The sequence below is a fragment of the Rhizobium sp. PEPV16 genome, from assembly GCF_008919455.1.
GTDB classification, from domain to species: domain Bacteria; phylum Pseudomonadota; class Alphaproteobacteria; order Rhizobiales; family Rhizobiaceae; genus Rhizobium; species Rhizobium leguminosarum_Q.
Genome location: NZ_VSZV01000228.1, coordinates 1 through 15,233, shown reverse-complemented (window position 1 = coordinate 15,233; position 15,233 = coordinate 1). Strand labels below are relative to the sequence as shown.

At 59.8% G+C, this 15,233-nt stretch carries 25 protein-coding genes and 1 pseudogene; 2 read left to right on the top strand and 24 right to left on the bottom strand.

Annotated elements, in window-relative coordinates:
- The coding region (locus FY112_RS07795) for a dihydroxy-acid dehydratase (RefSeq protein WP_181018180.1) at positions 1-803 on the bottom strand (803 nt) is incomplete at its 3' end.
- Between the two features lie 335 nt (positions 804-1,138).
- On the opposite strand from FY112_RS07795, the gene msrP reads away from it, so the two are divergent.
- The gene (gene msrP / locus FY112_RS07790) at positions 1,139-2,086 is read left to right on the top strand and encodes a protein-methionine-sulfoxide reductase catalytic subunit MsrP (protein WP_026158636.1); all 948 of its coding nucleotides are present in this window, start codon (positions 1,139-1,141) and stop codon (positions 2,084-2,086) included.
- Complete coding sequence (msrQ, locus tag FY112_RS07785) at positions 2,086-2,742, top strand: protein-methionine-sulfoxide reductase heme-binding subunit MsrQ (protein WP_017960037.1); 657 nt, start codon at positions 2,086-2,088, stop codon at positions 2,740-2,742. The genes msrP and msrQ overlap by 1 nt, the downstream gene beginning before the upstream one ends.
- 3 nt (positions 2,743-2,745) lie before the next feature.
- Here the strand turns inward: msrQ and FY112_RS07780 are convergent.
- The 23 genes and pseudogenes from FY112_RS07780 to rpsS all read right to left on the bottom strand — a co-directional run.
- Positions 2,746-3,169 (bottom strand): annotated as a pseudogene (locus tag FY112_RS07780) (DUF2809 domain-containing protein).
- A gap of 130 nt (positions 3,170-3,299) precedes the next feature.
- Positions 3,300-3,722, bottom strand: coding sequence for a 50S ribosomal protein L17 (gene rplQ / locus FY112_RS07775; RefSeq protein ID WP_003547581.1), 423 nt, complete (start codon positions 3,720-3,722; stop codon positions 3,300-3,302).
- Between the two features lie 177 nt (positions 3,723-3,899).
- On the bottom strand, positions 3,900-4,910 hold the full coding sequence (locus tag FY112_RS07770) for a DNA-directed RNA polymerase subunit alpha (RefSeq protein WP_003547579.1): 1,011 nt from the start codon (positions 4,908-4,910) through the stop codon (positions 3,900-3,902).
- Positions 4,911-5,007: 97 nt separating this feature from the next.
- Positions 5,008-5,397, bottom strand: a complete 390-nt coding sequence (rpsK, locus tag FY112_RS07765) for a 30S ribosomal protein S11 (protein WP_003547577.1) — start codon at positions 5,395-5,397, stop codon at positions 5,008-5,010.
- A gap of 133 nt (positions 5,398-5,530) precedes the next feature.
- Positions 5,531-5,899, bottom strand: a complete 369-nt coding sequence (gene rpsM / locus FY112_RS07760; RefSeq protein WP_003547573.1) for a 30S ribosomal protein S13 — start codon at positions 5,897-5,899, stop codon at positions 5,531-5,533.
- A gap of 221 nt (positions 5,900-6,120) precedes the next feature.
- Entirely contained in the window at positions 6,121-6,771 is a 651-nt protein-coding gene (locus tag FY112_RS07755; protein ID WP_011651424.1) for an adenylate kinase, read from the bottom strand.
- The gene (secY, locus tag FY112_RS07750) at positions 6,768-8,108 is read right to left on the bottom strand and encodes a preprotein translocase subunit SecY (protein ID WP_003547569.1); all 1,341 of its coding nucleotides are present in this window, start codon (positions 8,106-8,108) and stop codon (positions 6,768-6,770) included. Before secY ends, FY112_RS07755 begins: the two co-directional genes overlap by 4 nt.
- A 234-nt stretch (positions 8,109-8,342) precedes the next feature.
- Positions 8,343-8,819, bottom strand: coding sequence for a 50S ribosomal protein L15 (rplO, locus tag FY112_RS07745; protein WP_003547567.1), 477 nt, complete (start codon positions 8,817-8,819; stop codon positions 8,343-8,345).
- A gap of 16 nt (positions 8,820-8,835) precedes the next feature.
- Positions 8,836-9,045, bottom strand: a complete 210-nt coding sequence (gene rpmD, locus FY112_RS07740; protein WP_003547566.1) for a 50S ribosomal protein L30 — start codon at positions 9,043-9,045, stop codon at positions 8,836-8,838.
- Between the two features lie 14 nt (positions 9,046-9,059).
- Positions 9,060-9,629 (bottom strand): 30S ribosomal protein S5, encoded by a 570-nt coding sequence (gene rpsE, locus FY112_RS07735; protein WP_003547565.1) that lies wholly within the window; start codon positions 9,627-9,629, stop codon positions 9,060-9,062.
- A 131-nt stretch (positions 9,630-9,760) separates the two neighbouring features.
- On the bottom strand, positions 9,761-10,123 hold the full coding sequence (rplR, locus tag FY112_RS07730) for a 50S ribosomal protein L18 (protein WP_003547564.1): 363 nt from the start codon (positions 10,121-10,123) through the stop codon (positions 9,761-9,763).
- Between the two features lie 12 nt (positions 10,124-10,135).
- Complete coding sequence (gene rplF, locus FY112_RS07725; protein WP_017963907.1) at positions 10,136-10,669, bottom strand: 50S ribosomal protein L6; 534 nt, start codon at positions 10,667-10,669, stop codon at positions 10,136-10,138.
- A 42-nt stretch (positions 10,670-10,711) separates the two neighbouring features.
- Entirely contained in the window at positions 10,712-11,110 is a 399-nt protein-coding gene (gene rpsH / locus FY112_RS07720; protein WP_003547562.1) for a 30S ribosomal protein S8, read from the bottom strand.
- A 12-nt stretch (positions 11,111-11,122) separates the two neighbouring features.
- Positions 11,123-11,428, bottom strand: a complete 306-nt coding sequence (gene rpsN / locus FY112_RS07715; protein ID WP_003547561.1) for a 30S ribosomal protein S14 — start codon at positions 11,426-11,428, stop codon at positions 11,123-11,125.
- 32 nt (positions 11,429-11,460) lie between these two features.
- The gene (gene rplE / locus FY112_RS07710) at positions 11,461-12,018 is read right to left on the bottom strand and encodes a 50S ribosomal protein L5 (RefSeq protein WP_027668957.1); all 558 of its coding nucleotides are present in this window, start codon (positions 12,016-12,018) and stop codon (positions 11,461-11,463) included.
- Positions 12,011-12,319, bottom strand: a complete 309-nt coding sequence (rplX, locus tag FY112_RS07705; protein ID WP_003547559.1) for a 50S ribosomal protein L24 — start codon at positions 12,317-12,319, stop codon at positions 12,011-12,013. Before rplX ends, rplE begins: the two co-directional genes overlap by 8 nt.
- 11 nt (positions 12,320-12,330) lie before the next feature.
- Positions 12,331-12,699, bottom strand: a complete 369-nt coding sequence (rplN, locus tag FY112_RS07700) for a 50S ribosomal protein L14 (protein WP_003547558.1) — start codon at positions 12,697-12,699, stop codon at positions 12,331-12,333.
- A 259-nt stretch (positions 12,700-12,958) separates the two neighbouring features.
- Positions 12,959-13,198, bottom strand: a complete 240-nt coding sequence (gene rpsQ, locus FY112_RS07695; RefSeq protein WP_131629508.1) for a 30S ribosomal protein S17 — start codon at positions 13,196-13,198, stop codon at positions 12,959-12,961.
- Between the two features lie 12 nt (positions 13,199-13,210).
- Entirely contained in the window at positions 13,211-13,411 is a 201-nt protein-coding gene (gene rpmC / locus FY112_RS07690) for a 50S ribosomal protein L29 (RefSeq protein ID WP_003558545.1), read from the bottom strand.
- 12 nt (positions 13,412-13,423) lie between these two features.
- A complete protein-coding gene (gene rplP / locus FY112_RS07685; protein ID WP_003547555.1) occupies positions 13,424-13,837 on the bottom strand; it encodes a 50S ribosomal protein L16 in 414 nt (137 codons plus the stop codon).
- Positions 13,838-13,873: 36 nt separating this feature from the next.
- Positions 13,874-14,605, bottom strand: a complete 732-nt coding sequence (gene rpsC / locus FY112_RS07680; RefSeq protein ID WP_003547554.1) for a 30S ribosomal protein S3 — start codon at positions 14,603-14,605, stop codon at positions 13,874-13,876.
- On the bottom strand, positions 14,605-14,994 hold the full coding sequence (rplV, locus tag FY112_RS07675) for a 50S ribosomal protein L22 (protein WP_003547553.1): 390 nt from the start codon (positions 14,992-14,994) through the stop codon (positions 14,605-14,607). The genes rpsC and rplV overlap by 1 nt, the downstream gene beginning before the upstream one ends.
- A 2-nt stretch (positions 14,995-14,996) precedes the next feature.
- On the bottom strand, positions 14,997-15,233 hold a 237-nt coding region (gene rpsS / locus FY112_RS07670), incomplete at its 5' end, for a 30S ribosomal protein S19 (protein ID WP_151518105.1).

Below are 15,233 nucleotides of genomic sequence, written 5' to 3'. Positions count from 1 at the left end.
GCATTCTCAAACGCCTGTTTGGAAGCGATGGTGCGCGGCAGCGCCTTGACGTCATCCTGCTCGTAATAACGGCGGGCGAGATCGACGATCAGGTGGCCGGCCTCGACGAAGAGGCGCTTGCGGTCGAGATGGGTGGCAAGCGTCGAGCCGTTGCCGGGCAGCGACAGGCCGAGGGCTTCCGTCAGGCAGTTCATCGAATTGGCCGTGAACATGCCGGAGCAGGAACCACAGGTCGGACAGGCCGAGCGCTCGATGGTCTGGACGTCCTCGTCGCTGATCTTGTCATCGGCAGCGGCAACCATGGCGTCGACGAGGTCGAGTGCATGCGTCTTGCCGTGCATCACGACCTTACCGGCTTCCATCGGACCGCCCGAGACGAAGACCGTCGGGATATTGAGGCGCAGCGATGCCATCAGCATGCCGGGAGTGATCTTGTCGCAGTTGGAAATACAGACCATGGCGTCGGCGCAATGGGCATTGACCATGTATTCGACGCTGTCGGCGATGAGCTCGCGCGAGGGCAGCGAATAAAGCATGCCGTCATGGCCCATGGCGATGCCATCATCGACGGCGATCGTGTTGAATTCCTTGGCGACACCGCCGGCCGCCTCGATCTCGCGGGCAACGAGCTGGCCGAGGTCCTTCAGGTGCACGTGACCGGGGACGAACTGGGTGAAGGAATTCACCACCGCGATGATCGGCTTGCCGAAATCCGAATCCTTCATGCCCGTGGCGCGCCAAAGGCCGCGGGCGCCCGCCATGTTGCGGCCATGGGTCGTGGTTCTGGAACGGTAAACTGGCATCGGTGTCTTCCTCAACGTGGCGGAATTATCAGGCGAAGCTGGGCGGCATGGAGCCTGCAGGCCGGGCAAACGCTGCTTTTTGGAATTGTCCTAATCCAATCGACGGGGGCTGTCACTACCGGGAAGCCCAAATCCGGTACGCCGGGGAGAAGCGCCATCAGACCCATCGATCATATACGGTTCGACGCGACGTTTTGTTACAGCCTATTCCATCACGGCCGAACACAAAAAATTGGCTTCCTGTCAGCAATATTCAAGGCTTAGACACTAATCTAGACATGGTGGCGGTTCGTTTAAGGGCTATATTTCAAGATATCCGCCGAGGAGGTTTCGACATGCCAACCTATCGCCCACCGAAGATCGCGTCATCGGAGATCACGCCGCGCCAGATCTATGTGCGCCGTCGTGAATTTCTGGGCGCGGCGGCGCTTGGCGCCATGGCGCTCTACAGCGGCGGCAAGGCGAGCGCTGCGGCCCTCTCTGCCGTAGAGAGCAAGTATAAGGTCGATGAGAAGCCGACGCCGATCAAGGACGTCACCACCTACAATAATTTCTATGAGTTCGGCCTCGACAAGGGCGATCCCGCAGCACTTTCCGGCGATTTCAAGCCGCTGCCCTGGACGATCAAGGTCGACGGCATGGTCAACAAGCCAGGCACCTTCGACCTCGAGGCGCTGATGAAGGAATTCCCGATCGAGGAGCGCACCTACCGGATGCGCTGCGTCGAGGCCTGGTCGATGGTCATCCCCTGGGACGGCTTTCCGCTGGCATCGCTGCTCGACAAGGTTGAGCCGCTGGGCAGCGCCAAGTACGTCGCCTTCGAAACCGTGGTGCGGCCGGACGAGATGCCTGGGCAGAAGGGGTTCTTCCAATCGCTCGACTGGCCCTATGTCGAGGGTCTTCGCCTCGACGAGGCGCGCCATCCGCTGACGCTGCTGGCCGTCGGGCTCTACGGCGAAACGCTGCCGAACCAGAACGGCGCGCCGATCCGCCTCGTCGTGCCGTGGAAATACGGCTTCAAGGGCATCAAGTCGATCGTCAGGATCACGCTCACCGACCAGCAGCCGAAGAATACCTGGCAGGTCACCAATCCGCAGGAGTATGGCTTCTACGCCAACGTCAATCCAGCGGTCGACCATCCTCGCTGGAGCCAGGCGACCGAACGGCGCATCGGCGAAAGCGGCTTCTTCGGCGCGAGCCGCCATCCCACCCTGCCCTTCAACGGTTATGCCGACGAGGTGGCGAGCCTTTATGCCGGCATGGATCTGAAGGCGAATTTCTGATGGCGGAACTGTCGCTCGCCATCCCGAAACGCTGGCAGCCCACCTCCGTCTGGCTGCTTTATGTCGTCGGGCTCGTGCCTGCGGCCTGGACTTTCTATCTCGGCGCGACCGATCAGCTCGGCGCCGATCCGGTCAAGACCTTCGAGCTTTTCCTCGGCATCTGGACGATCCGTTTCCTGATCGCAACACTTGCCGTTTCCCCTGCCCGCGATCTCTTCGGCTGGAACTATCTGCGTTACCGCCGCGCGCTTGGCCTGCTCACCTTCTATTACGCGCTGATGCATTTCACCGTTTACATGGTGCTCGACCAGGCGATGGATATTGCCGCCGTCATCAACGACGTGCTGAAGCGCCCCTTCATCATGTTCGGCATGGCAGCCCTTGCGATGCTCATTCCGCTGGCGCTGACATCCAACAATCTCTCGATCCGCCGTCTCGGCAAGAACTGGATCTGGCTGCATCGCCTCGTCTACATCATCGCCGCCTGCGGGGCGCTGCACTTCGCGCTCTCGACCAAGATCCTCGACCTGGAGCAATATATCTATGTCGGGCTGATCGTCGCGCTCATCCTCTATCGCTCCTACCGGCCGATCGCACGCAACAGGCAGAAGGGCAAAGGGCGGACGCGCAATCGCGCAGTGGCGTCGGCCTCGTGAGGTTTAGCGGCGAGGACGCGTCGCAGTCCGGCGTGCCGGATCGAAGGCGCAGGCCGCGGCTATGCCGATTGCATAAGCCAGCATGTTCCAAAGCGAAAAGACCCGGCCAAGCAGCAGGGCGCCTGCCGTGGTCAGCCGAAACGCGTCGAGCCAGGGCGTGTGATAAAGCCGGAACAATTCCACTGAGATCGCGATGAGTAGCGCTGTGACAGCAATTGCTGCTGGCCGTGACCTTGCGGCAATGAGCGCCACCAGCAGATAGGACCATCGCTCCCCAGAGTGCCGATCCACCATACTTGACGACGATGAAAGGCAGATCGGCCGCATAGCCAAACCGTCTGAGCGCCAGCCCGAGCGCTATAACCGCAAGCAGGGCTATGAGACGGAGGAACTGCACTCGACGACGATTTTCAAAGACTTCGCGCAAATGAACCTGTCCTATCTGCACCTCAGCCGGTTCAACGGCTGATCTCAAAAGAAGCGCGGCGCTGTCGTGCACAAACAAAAACAGCCGGGCTTTGCAGCCCGGCTGTTCTGTTTCCGCCGGAGCGGAAGATTTAAGCGGCGACAGCCTGCTCTTCGGCAGCGACGCGGGCCTTGTCGGCTGCGCCCTTGGCATAGGCATCGCGGTCAACGAATTCGATCACAGCCATGGCGGCATTGTCGCCCTGGCGGAAGCCGGCCTTCATGATGCGCAGGTAGCCGCCGTTGCGGGTGGCGTAGCGCGTTGCGATCGTGTCGAACAGCTTCGCGACGACAGCGGCATCGCGGATCTGCGAGATCGCCTGACGGCGAGCATGCAAGTCGCCGCGCTTGCCGAGCGTGACGAGCTTCTCGACGATCGGACGGATTTCCTTGGCCTTCGGCAGGGTCGTGACGATCTGCTCGTGGGTAATCAGCGAAGCCGCCATGTTGGCGAACATCGCCTTGCGGTGGCTTGCAGTTCTATTCAGCTTGCGGCCGGCTTTACCATGGCGCATTGCTATTCTCCTTTAATGCAGGTGCCCTTACGCTAAGTGGGCCTGCCGTTTCCTGGCACATGCAGGCGATCGGCCTGCTGTTTGACGGGGAAAGGCAGCCGAAAGAGCCTGCCTTTTGCTATGTTCTTGCGATCGGCGTGCGAGCGGAAAGCCGCTTTACACTTTTCCTCACGCCGCTCAGTACTGGTCTTCGTAACGCTTGGCGAGATCTTCGATGTTCTCGGGCGGCCATGCCGGCACTTCCATGCCGAGGTGCAGGCCCATGGAAGCGAGAACTTCCTTGATTTCGTTCAGCGACTTGCGACCAAAATTCGGTGTGCGGAGCATTTCTGCTTCGGTCTTCTGAATGAGGTCGCCGATGTAGACGATGTTGTCGTTCTTCAGGCAGTTTGCCGAACGGACCGACAGTTCGAGTTCGTCCACCTTCTTCAGGAGAGCCGGGTTGAAAGCGAGTTCGGTGACTGCTTCCTCTTCGGTTTCCTTCTGCGGCTCGTCGAAGTTGACGAAGACGCCAAGCTGATCCTGGAGGATGCGCGCCGCAAAAGCGACGGCGTCTTCGCCGGTGATCGAGCCATCGGTTTCGATGGTCATGTTCAGCTTGTCGTAGTCGAGAACCTGTCCTTCGCGGGTATTTTCAACCTTGTAGGACACCTTCTTGACCGGCGAATAGAGGCTGTCGACCGGGATGAGACCGATCGGAGCATCTTCCGCACGATTGCGTTCGGCTGGAACGTAACCCTTGCCGTTGTTGACGGTGAATTCCATGCGGATTTCGGCACCCTCGTCGAGCGTGCAGATGACATGCTCGGGGTTGAGGATTTCGATATCGCCGACCGTCTGAATGTCTCCAGCCGTGACAACGCCCGGGCCCTGCTTACGCACGACCATGCGCTTTGCATCGTCGCCATCCATCTTGATGGCGATTTCCTTGATGTTAAGGACGATGTCCGTCACGTCTTCGCGGACGCCCGGAATCGAGGAGAATTCATGCAGCACGCCATCGATCTGCACCGCCGTGACGGCAGCACCGCGCAGCGAGGAGAGCAGAACGCGGCGAAGCGCGTTGCCGAGGGTGAGGCCGAAGCCGCGCTCCAGCGGTTCGGCAACAAGCGTCGCCCTGGTGCGCGAGCTCGAAGAGAACTCCACCTTGTTCGGCTTGATCAGTTCCTGCCAGTTCTTCTGAATCATGAGTTTGCCTTCCGTTCGTTGCCACCATCCAATCGTGGCAACCGAGCTTGAAAACCACCGGGAGCGCGCAGGCGCTCACCGGTGACGAGAGCGATGATCAGACGCGGCGCTTCTTGCGCGGACGGCAGCCATTGTGCGGGATCGGGGTCACGTCGCGGATGGACGTGATCATGAAACCTGCAGCCTGGAGCGCGCGCAGAGCCGATTCACGACCCGAACCCGGACCGCAGACTTCGACTTCCAGCGACTTCATGCCGTGCTCCTGGGCCTTCTTGGCGCAGTCTTCGGCAGCGATCTGGGCAGCGAACGGGGTCGACTTGCGCGAGCCCTTGAAGCCCTTGGCGCCAGCCGACGACCAGGCGATCGCATTGCCCTGCGCATCGGTGATGGTGATCATCGTGTTGTTGAAGGTCGAGTTGACGTGAGCGACACCCGACGAGATGTTCTTGCGCTCGCGACGGCGAACGCGGACGGCTTCCTTAGCCATGGTATTCCTTTCGTTGATCTCTTCACCGCCGTAATGCCAGCGGCTACACCGGAACGGCGCCTATATGGTCCCGCTCCAAACTCAAAAGAGGCCGGCGCAGACCGCCAGCCTCCCCACCCCGGTTTCCCGGAAATTACTTCTTCTTGCCAGCGATTGCCTTTGCCGGACCCTTGCGGGTGCGGGCATTGGTATGCGTGCGCTGACCGCGGACCGGAAGGCCGCGGCGATGACGCAGGCCGCGGTAGCAGCCGAGGTCCATCAGACGCTTGATGTTCATCGCGGTATCGCGACGAAGATCGCCTTCGACCTGATAGTCGCGGTCGATGGCTTCGCGGATCTGAAGGACTTCTGCGTCCGTCAGCTGATGCACACGACGTTCAGCCGGGATACCGACCTTTTCGACGATTTCCTGTGCGAATTTAGAACCGATCCCGTGAATGTAGGTCAGCGCGATGACAACGCGCTTCGCAGTCGGGATGTTGACGCCAGCGATACGTGCCACGCCTATTCTCCTTGCATTCCAGTTGCCATCCGGCAAGTGGGCTTCGTTATGCGGTCTTGAGAACCGCCCGTTCAGATTTACGTCCGTAACATGTCAAAACGACCGCACCCGGACTTCCCTGGGAAATCCGCGCCGATCGCATGGAATGTCGCGAGTTGGCGCGGTGTTTAGCGGAATCACTGCTGAAAAGCAACCAGTCCGCCAAGTTTATTTTCAAAGCCTTAAAGCTTGGAAAGAATGCTTTCGACCTCGGCGGTCACCTGATCGATTTCTGCCATGCCGTCCACAGACTTGAGTTTGCCCTTGGCATGGTAATAGCCGATCAGCGGTGAGGTCTCCTTGTAGTAGACCTGCAGACGAGCCGTCATGGTCTCCGGAGTGTCATCAGGACGGCGCTTGAAGTGCGTCGAACCGCACTTGTCGCACACGCCCTCGGCAGCCGGAACCTTATCGGTATCGTGATAGACGCTGCCGCACTGTGCACAGGAGTAGCGACCGGCAACGCGACGAACCAGCTCGTCGTCATTGACACGGAATTCGATGACGACCGAAAGGTCGAGACCTTTAGCCTTCAGCATCGCCTCGGTGGCGTCCGCCTGGACGAGCGTCCTGGGGAAGCCGTCGAGGATAAAGCCGTTGGCGCAATCGGGTTGATCGATACGCTCGGAAACAATGGCAATGACGATCTCATCCGAGACGAGCTTGCCGGCGTCCATGACCGCCTTTGCGCGCTTGCCGACATCCGTGCCGGCGTTAACCGCTGCACGCAGCATGTCCCCCGTGGAAAGCTGCGGAATGCCGTGCTTTTCCACGATCCGCTGGGCCTGGGTTCCCTTACCCGCGCCCGGCGGCCCCAAAAGGATAAGTCTCATCGCCCCCTCTTTCCTCCACGCAACTTCGATTTCTTGATCAGGCCTTCGTATTGCTGCGCGATCAGGTGACCCTGGATCTGTGCAACCGTATCAAGAGTTACGCTAACCACGATCAAAAGCGAAGTCCCACCAAGGGCTAATGGAATGCCGGTTTGCGACACCAATATCTCCGGAAGGATGCAGACGAAGACGAGATAGAGCGCGCCGATCACCGTGATTCGGGTCAGCACGTAGTCGATATATTCGGCGGTGCGGTCGCCCGGACGGATGCCGGGAATGAAGCCGCCATGCTTCTTCAGATTATCAGCCGTATCCTTCGGATTGAAAACGATGGCCGTATAGAAGAAGGCGAAGAAGGCGATCAGCGCCGCATAGAGCACCATATAGAGTGGCTGGCCATGACCGAGGGCCGCGACGATCGATGTGGCCCAAGAGGGCATTGCCGTGGTGCTGGCAAAGCCCGCAATCGTTGCCGGCAGAAGCAGCAGCGACGATGCGAAGATTGCCGGAATGACACCTGATGTGTTGAGTTTCAACGGCAGGTGGGACGTATCGCCCTGGAACATCCGGTTGCCGACCTGGCGCTTCGGATACTGGATCAGCAGCCGGCGCTGGGCGCGCTCTACGAAGACGATGATGGCGATGACGGCGATCGCGACGATGATCACGAGCAGGATCAGCGGGGTCGATAGCGCGCCGGTGCGGCCGAGTTCGAGCGTGCCGGCAAGAGCAGTGGGAAGGCCGGCGGCGATGCCGGCGAAGATGATCAGCGAGATGCCGTTGCCGATGCCGCGCGAGGTGATCTGCTCGCCGAGCCACATCAGAAACATCGTGCCGCCGAGCAGCGTCAGAACGGTGGAGACGCGGAAGAACCAGCCCGGGTCGACGACCAAGCCCTGGCCGCTTTCAAGGCCGGCGGCAATGCCATAGGCCTGGAGCGCACCGAGGATAACGGTACCGTAGCGGGTATACTGGTTGATGATCTTACGGCCCTGCTCGCCTTCCTTCTTGAGGTTTTCGAGCGCCGGCACGACCGAAGTCATCAGCTGCACGATGATCGAGGCGGAGATATAGGGCATGATGCCGAGCGCGAAGATCGCCATGCGCTCAACGGCGCCGCCCGAAAACATGTTGAAAAGGCCGAGAATGCCGCCTGCCTGGCCGCGGAAAGCCTGGGCATAGGCTTCAGGATTGAGGCCCGGAAGCGGAATATGCGTGCCAAGTCGGTAGACGAGGAGAGCTGCCAGTGTGAACCACAGGCGCTTCTTCAAATCCTCGGCTTTGGCGAAGGTCGAAAAATTGAGGTTGGATGCCAATTGTTCCGCTGCAGAAGCCATGCGTTTCTCCGCGCTACCAATTCCGGCGTCTATGGGGGACAGACCGGACCCGGAATCAGTATGAAATTATTCAAAACCGGGCTTAGGACGGATTGCAACGCAACCCCATGCCTCACCCTTGTTTTCGAGTCTTACCGGCATGACGCGGGCGCGCCAGCCAAGTTTTTGTGAGGCCCACATATGGGAGCAAAATCGCCCGGTGTGAAGCACCCCGGGCGACATATCATCAGATTATTATTCGGCTGCAGCCGGAGCCGAAAGCAGCGTCACGGTGCCGCCGGCCTTTTCGATCTTCTCGACGGCAGGCTTGGAGGCGCCTGCAACGACGATGGTGATCTTGGCCTTGATCTCGCCGTCGGCGAGAACGCGAACGCCGTCCTTGACGCGGCGGATGACACCAGCAGCCTTGAGGGCAGCTGCGTCAACGGTCGTCTTGGCATCGAGTTTGCCGGCGTCGATCGCCGTCTGGATGCGGGCCAGCGACACGACAACAAAATCGGAAGCGAAAATGTTGTTGAAGCCGCGCTTCGGCAGGCGACGATAAATCGGCATCTGGCCGCCTTCGAAGCCATTGATGGCGACGCCGGAACGGGACTTCTGACCCTTCACGCCGCGACCACCAGTCTTGCCCGAGCCCGAGCCGATACCGCGGCCGAGGCGCTTGCGGCTGTGGGTCGAGCCTTCGTTGTCTTTAATTTCATTGAGTTTCATGAGCGTTTCCTCCGTCTCACTTCTCGTCGACGACGCGAACGAGATGCTGGACAGCACGGATCATGCCACGAACGGAAGGGGTATCCTCCAGCGTGCGGCGACGGTGCATCTTGTTCAGTCCGAGACCGATCAGCGTGCGCTGCTGGACATCCGGACGGCGAATCGGGCTGCCGATCTGTTCGATCGTGACAGTCTTCGCTTCAGCCTTCTTGGTAGCCTTGGCCATCTGTCAAACTCCTCTTATTCTTCAGAGGCGTTGCCGGAGGCGCTACGACGAGCCTGCAGCGTTGCATACTTGATGCCGCGCTGAGCTGCGATGTCCTTCGGGTGAACCTGGTGCTTCAGAGCGTCGAAGGTGGCGCGAACCATGTTGTAGGGGTTCGACGAACCGGTCGACTTGGCGACGACGTCGTGCATGCCGAGCGTCTCGAATACGGCGCGCATCGGGCCGCCGGCGATGATGCCGGTACCGACCTTGGCCGAGCGCAGCAGAACCTTGCCAGCGCCGTGGCGGCCATGAACGTCGTGATGGAGCGTACGGCCGTCACGCAGCGGTACGAAGATCAGTTCGCGCTTGGCGGCTTCGGTTGCCTTGCGGATGGCTTCCGGCACTTCACGTGCCTTGCCATGGCCGAAGCCGACGCGGCCCTTCTGATCGCCGACGACGACGAGTGCTGCGAAACCGAAACGACGGCCGCCCTTGACGACCTTGGCGACGCGGTTGATCGCGACAAGCTTGTCGACGAATTCGCTATCGCGCTCTTCACGGCTCTGGCGGTCGTCCCGCTGCGGCCTTCTTTCCTGTGCCATTGTCCTCTTCCTTTTTCTTTTCCGGGTGCAATCGGCAAACAAATGTGGACCGCATCAGCCTCCCCTTTCGGAGAGTGCCTGCGGTCCGGCGAAAATCCGGCCGGCGCTTTAGGCGTCCGGCCGGAAACTGATCAGAAGGTGAGACCGCCTTCGCGGGCCGCTTCGGCGAGAGCCTTGATGCGGCCGTGATAGATGAAGGCGCCACGGTCGAACACGACTTCCGTAACACCGGCCTTGGAGGCGCGCTCTGCGAGGAGCTTGCCCACAACGGTAGCGGCGGCGGTATCGGCACCGGTCTTCAGAGAACCGCGCAGATCCTTCTCGAGGGTGGAGGCAGACGCAAGCGTCTTGCCGGCCACATCATCGATGACCTGGGCGTAGATGTTCTTCGAGGAGCGATGAACCGACAGGCGCGGACGGCCATTGGCCACCGACTTGAGATGACGGCGCACGCGGTTGGCACGACGTGCAAGTGCTTCTTTCCTGCTAGCCATTTCGCGTGATCCTTACTTCTTCTTGCCTTCTTTGCGGACGATCCGCTCGTCAGCGTACTTGACGCCCTTGCCCTTGTAGGGCTCGGGACCGCGATATTCGCGGATTTCGGCGGCAACCTGACCGACCTGCTGCTTGTTGATGCCGCTGACGACGATTTCCGTCGGCTTCGGAACAACGATCGAGATACCGACCGGCGGCTCGTAGATCACATCGTGGCTGAAACCGAGGGCCAGTTGCAGGTTCTTGCCCTGCATGGCGGCGCGGTAACCGACGCCGTTGATTTCCAGCTTGCGCTCGAAACCGTCCTTGACACCCTTGAAGATGCCTTCGATCATCGTGCGGGACATGCCCCACTTTGCGCGCGCATCCTTGGTCTGGTTCACCGGCGTCACGACGACGGCGTTATTTTCAAGCTTGAGGCTGATTTCGTCGTTAGCAACGAAAAACAGCTCGCCCTTCGGGCCCTTTGCAGTCACCTTCTGGCCATCGACCGTAGCCGTGATCCCAGCAGGTACCTGAACGGGCTTCTTACCGATACGAGACATGTTTCAATCCTGTCTGTTCGCTATGGAGATCCCTGCCCGATCTTAGAAGACCGAGCAAAGAACCTCGCCACCAACGTTCTGTTCGCGAGCCTGGTGATCGGCCATCACACCTTTCGGAGTCGAAAGGATGGTGATGCCGAGACCGTTCGCGACCTGCGGAATGGACTTGACCGAGACATAAACCCGGCGGCCCGGCTTGGACACACGGCCGATCTCACGGATCACCGATGCGCCTTCATAATATTTCAGCTCGATGCTGAGTTCCGACTTGCCATTGCCGAAATCGACAACGGAATAGCCACGGATGTAGCCTTCGGACTGCAGAACATCGAGAACACGTGCACGGAGCTTCGAAGCAGGCGTCGAGACCGACGACTTGCGGCGGGAAGCGCCGTTACGGATGCGAGTGAGCATGTCGCCCAACGGATCAGTCATTGTCATGTAACCTGCTCCTTACCAGCTCGACTTGACGATACCCGGCACCTTGCCGAGATTGCCGAGTTCACGCAGCGCAATACGCGACATGCGCAGTTTGCGGTAATATGCGCGCGGACGCCCCGAAACTTCGCAACGGTTGCGAATACGGGTCTTCGATCCATCACGCGGCAGGGATGCCAGCTTGATCGAGGCCTTGAACCGCTCTTCGATCGGAAGAGCCTGGTTCATGATGATCGCCTTCAACCCAGCCCGCTTAGCGGCCTGGTTAGCGACCGTAGTACGGCGGCGCTTGTTCTTTTCAACTGCGCTTGTCTTCGCCATGTCAGGTTCCTTTTCTACGCTCGTCGTTACGGTTATTGACGGAACGGGAAGCTGAACTCTTTCAGAAGAGCCCGTGCTTCGTCGTCGGTCGTCGCCGTCGTGCAAACGATGATGTCCATGCCCCACATCTGATCAACCTTGTCGTAGTTGATCTCAGGGAACACAATGTGCTCCTTGATGCCCATGGCGAAGTTGCCACGGCCGTCAAAGCTTTTCGGGTTCAGGCCGCGGAAGTCGCGAACGCGCGGGAGCGCGATGTTCACGAGACGGTCCAAGAACTCGTACATGCGGGCGCCGCGCAGGGTGACCTTCGCGCCGATCGGCATCTGTTCGCGGACCTTGAAGCCTGCGATAGAGTTACGTGCGCGGGTGATGACCGGCTTCTGGCCGGCAATCGCTGCGAGGTCGGCGGCAGCTACCGTCGGCTTCTTCGAGTCAGCGGTCGCTTCGCCGACACCCATGTTGATCACGATCTTGTCGAGCTTCGGAATCATCATCTCGTTGGCGTAGGAGAACTGCTCCTGCAACGCCTTGCGGATGCGCTCGACATATTCCTTCTTGAGCCGCGGCTCATATTTTGCCTCAGCCATCGATCACTTCTCCAGAACGCTTGGCCACACGGACCTTCTTGCCGTCAACAACCTTGAAACCGACGCGGGTCGGCTTGCCGTCCTTGTCGATGATTGCAACGTTGGACAGGTGAACCGGGGCTTCCTTGTTGATGATGCCGGCTTCCTGGGTCTGCGTCTGGCGCTGGTGGCGCTTGACGACGTTGACGCCACGAACAACGGCACGATCTTCCTTCGGCATGACCTGGACAACTTCGCCGGTACGGCCCTTGTCCTTGCCAGCGAGCATGACGACCTTGTCGCCCTTACGAATCTTCTGCATCGCTTCGCTCCTTACAGTACTTCGGGAGCCAGCGAGATGATCTTCATGTGGTTCTTGGCGCGAAGTTCGCGCGGAACCGGTCCGAAGATACGGGTGCCGATCGGCTCTTTCTTGTTGTCGATGAGGACTGCTGCGTTGGTGTCGAAGCGGATGACGGAGCCATCTGCACGACGGATGTCCTTGGCGGTGCGAACGACAACCGCCTTCATCACGTCACCCTTCTTCACGCGGCCGCGCGGGATCGCTTCCTTGATCGAAACGACGATGACGTCGCCGATCGAGGCATACTTGCGCTTCGAGCCGCCCAGCACCTTGATGCACATGACACGACGTGCGCCGGAATTATCCGCGACGTCGAGGTTTGTTTGCATCTGAATCATATCAGGTCGCCTTCTTGGTTTACCGGAATGGTTGGGCTAGCCCCCTACTCCGGCTTATGAAAATTTTCGCCGGCCGAGCTGCCATGACGGCAGCACAGACGCGGCAATAGCTGAATAGCGCGGGATCGATCGTGCCAGGGTGGTTTCCCGAACGGGACCTTCCGTGCGCTCAAAGCAAAAGAACGCCCGGCATTCGAGCGTTCTGACGCTGCTTCATACAGATATTTCGGCGAGACGCAAGGCCTCGCACAAAATTCTGTTACTTGCCCTGGGCGGAAATCACCGTCCAGCACTTGTCCTTGGAGATCGGCGCGCATTCCTCGATGGATACGGTATCGCCAATCTTATACTGGTTGTTCTCGTCGTGGGCCTTGTACTTCTTGGAACGACGAACGGTCTTCTGGAGCAGCGGGTGAGCGAAACGACGCTCGACACGAACCACTACCGTCTTCTCGTTCTTGTCGCCAACGACGACGCCCTGCAGGATGCGCTTCGGCATATTTTTCTTCCTTTAGGCCTTAACTTCTGCCGCCTTCTGGCGGGCAATGGTTTTCACGCGGGCGATGTCCTTGCGGACTTCGTTGATGCGCGAGGACTTTTCGAGCTGGCCGGTCGCCTTCTGGAAGCGCAGGTTGAACTGCTCCTTCTTCAGCTTGGCAAGCTCGTCCTTGAGTTGGTCGGCGGTGAACGCGCGAACGTCTGAGGCTTTCATGAGCTCAATCCCTTACTCTGCAATGCGCTGAACGAAGCGCGTCTTGACCGAGAGCTTGGCAGAGCCGAGGCGAAGCGCCTCACGGGCGATTTCTTCGCTGACACCGTCGATCTCGAACATCATACGGCCAGGCTTGACCTTGCATGCCCAATATTCAACGGAGCCCTTACCCTTACCCATACGGACTTCGGTCGGCTTTTTGGTTACCGGAACGTCCGGGAACACGCGGATCCATACACGGCCGGCGCGCTTCATATAACGCGTGATCGCGCGGCGGGCCGCTTCGATCTCGCGCGCATTGACGCGGTTGGGTTCCTGTGCCTTCAGGCCGAATTCGCCGAATGCCAGGTCAGAACCGCCCTTGGCGACGCCCTTGATGCGGCCCTTGAACTGCTTGCGGTACTTGGTACGCTTTGGCTGCAACATTTTCTTATTCTCCGAACTTCTCTGCCACGCGCGCTATCAAGCGTTGTCGCGGCGACGGTCTCTGTCGCGGTCACGATCACGGCTTGCCGGACCCTGGGCGTCACCTTCCATCGCGCGGCGCTCGGAAGCCATCGGATCATGCTCAAGGATTTCGCCCTTGAAGATCCAGACCTTGATGCCGCAGATGCCGAACGCGGTTTCTGCTTCAGCCGTGCCGTAGTCGATGTCGGCGCGCAGCGTGTGCAACGGCACACGACCTTCGCGGTACCATTCCGTACGGGCGATTTCAGCGCCGCCGAGACGGCCAGCGCAGGTGATCTTGATGCCTTCGGCGCCAAGACGCATCGCGGACTGAACGGCGCGCTTCATGGCGCGACGGAAAGCCACGCGACGCTCGAGCTGCTGGGCGATCGACTGAGCGACCAGCGTCGCATCGACTTCGGGCTTGCGCACTTCGACGATGTTGAGGTGCGTTTCCGAATTGGTCATCTCCGACAGCTTCTTGCGGAGCTTGTCGATGTCAGCGCCCTTGCGGCCGATGATCAGGCCCGGACGTGCCGAGTGGATCGTGACGCGGCACTTCTTGTGCGGACGCTCGATGACCACCTTGGAGATCCCGGCCTGCTTCAGTTCGCTCATGACGAACTTGCGCATCTTCAGGTCTTCGTGCAGCAGCTGACCGTACTCGGCATTGTCCGCAAACCAGCGGCTATCCCAGGTACGGTTGATTCCGAGACGGAAACCGATTGGATTGATTTTCTGACCCATTATGCGGCCTCCTCTGCTGCCTGCACTTCACGAACGACGATCGTCAGGTGCGCGAAGGGCTTTTCGATGCGCGACGCGCGACCGCGGCCACGAGCGTGGAAACGCTTCATGACGATCGACTTGCCGACATAGGCCTCGGCGACGACCAGCGAGTCGACGTCGAGATCGTGGTTGTTCTCGGCGTTGGCGATCGCAGATTCGAGCGTCTTCTTGACGGCGCCTGCGATGCGCTTGCGGGAGAACTCCAGCTCAGCGAGTGCGCGCTCGACCTTCTTGCCACGGATAGCCGCAGCAACCAGGTTGAGCTTCTGGGGGCTGACGCGGAGCGTGCGGGCGACTGCTTGCGCCTCGTTGTCCTTCAGCCGGCGTTCGGCTTTTGCCTTGCCCATTGTTACTTCCTCTTCGCCTTCTTGTCCGCGCCGTGACCGTAGTAGGTGCGGGTCGGAGAGAATTCACCGAATTTGTGGCCGACCATGTCTTCATTGACGCTGACCGGGATATGCTTGCTGCCGTTGTAGACGCCGAAGGTGAGACCGACGAACTGCGGCAGGATCGTGGAGCGACGGCTCCAGATCTTGATCACTTCACTACGACCGCCTTCACGAACCTTCTCAGCCTTCTTGAGAAG

Excerpts from the sequence above, each read along its gene's own strand:
- rpsQ (WP_131629508.1), bottom strand. The coding sequence starts at position 13,198 with ATGCCGAAGCGCATCCTGCAGGGCGTCGTCGTTGGCGACAAGAACGAG.
- rplR (WP_003547564.1), bottom strand. The coding sequence starts at position 10,123 with ATGGCTAGCAGGAAAGAAGCACTTGCACGTCGTGCCAACCGCGTGCGC.
- rplX (WP_003547559.1), bottom strand. The coding sequence starts at position 12,319 with ATGCAGAAGATTCGTAAGGGCGACAAGGTCGTCATGCTCGCTGGCAAG.
- rpsE (WP_003547565.1), bottom strand. The coding sequence starts at position 9,629 with ATGGCACAGGAAAGAAGGCCGCAGCGGGACGACCGCCAGAGCCGTGAA.
- rplP (WP_003547555.1), bottom strand. The coding sequence starts at position 13,837 with ATGTTGCAGCCAAAGCGTACCAAGTACCGCAAGCAGTTCAAGGGCCGC.
- rplO (WP_003547567.1), bottom strand. The coding sequence starts at position 8,819 with ATGAAACTCAATGAAATTAAAGACAACGAAGGCTCGACCCACAGCCGC.
- rplN (WP_003547558.1), bottom strand. The coding sequence starts at position 12,699 with ATGATTCAGATGCAAACAAACCTCGACGTCGCGGATAATTCCGGCGCA.
- msrP (WP_026158636.1), top strand. The coding sequence starts at position 1,139 with ATGCCAACCTATCGCCCACCGAAGATCGCGTCATCGGAGATCACGCCG.
- rpsK (WP_003547577.1), bottom strand. The coding sequence starts at position 5,397 with ATGGCTAAGGAAGCCGTCCGCGTTCGCCGTCGCGAGCGCAAGAACATC.
- rpmD (WP_003547566.1), bottom strand. The coding sequence starts at position 9,045 with ATGGCCAAGGCTACCAAGAAGGCTGAAGCGAAGACTGTCACGATCGAA.
- rplF (WP_017963907.1), bottom strand. The coding sequence starts at position 10,669 with ATGTCTCGTATCGGTAAGAAGCCCGTTCAGGTACCTGCTGGGATCACG.
- rpmC (WP_003558545.1), bottom strand. The coding sequence starts at position 13,411 with ATGAAAGCCTCAGACGTTCGCGCGTTCACCGCCGACCAACTCAAGGAC.
- rplQ (WP_003547581.1), bottom strand. The coding sequence starts at position 3,722 with ATGCGCCATGGTAAAGCCGGCCGCAAGCTGAATAGAACTGCAAGCCAC.
- rplE (WP_027668957.1), bottom strand. The coding sequence starts at position 12,018 with ATGGCTGAGGCAAAATATGAGCCGCGGCTCAAGAAGGAATATGTCGAG.
- rpsH (WP_003547562.1), bottom strand. The coding sequence starts at position 11,110 with ATGACAATGACTGATCCGTTGGGCGACATGCTCACTCGCATCCGTAAC.
- rplV (WP_003547553.1), bottom strand. The coding sequence starts at position 14,994 with ATGGGCAAGGCAAAAGCCGAACGCCGGCTGAAGGACAACGAGGCGCAA.
- msrQ (WP_017960037.1), top strand. The coding sequence starts at position 2,086 with ATGGCGGAACTGTCGCTCGCCATCCCGAAACGCTGGCAGCCCACCTCC.
- secY (WP_003547569.1), bottom strand. The coding sequence starts at position 8,108 with ATGGCTTCTGCAGCGGAACAATTGGCATCCAACCTCAATTTTTCGACC.
- FY112_RS07770 (WP_003547579.1), bottom strand. The coding sequence starts at position 4,910 with ATGATTCAGAAGAACTGGCAGGAACTGATCAAGCCGAACAAGGTGGAG.
- rpsC (WP_003547554.1), bottom strand. The coding sequence starts at position 14,605 with ATGGGTCAGAAAATCAATCCAATCGGTTTCCGTCTCGGAATCAACCGT.
- rpsN (WP_003547561.1), bottom strand. The coding sequence starts at position 11,428 with ATGGCGAAGACAAGCGCAGTTGAAAAGAACAAGCGCCGCCGTACTACG.
- FY112_RS07755 (WP_011651424.1), bottom strand. The coding sequence starts at position 6,771 with ATGAGACTTATCCTTTTGGGGCCGCCGGGCGCGGGTAAGGGAACCCAG.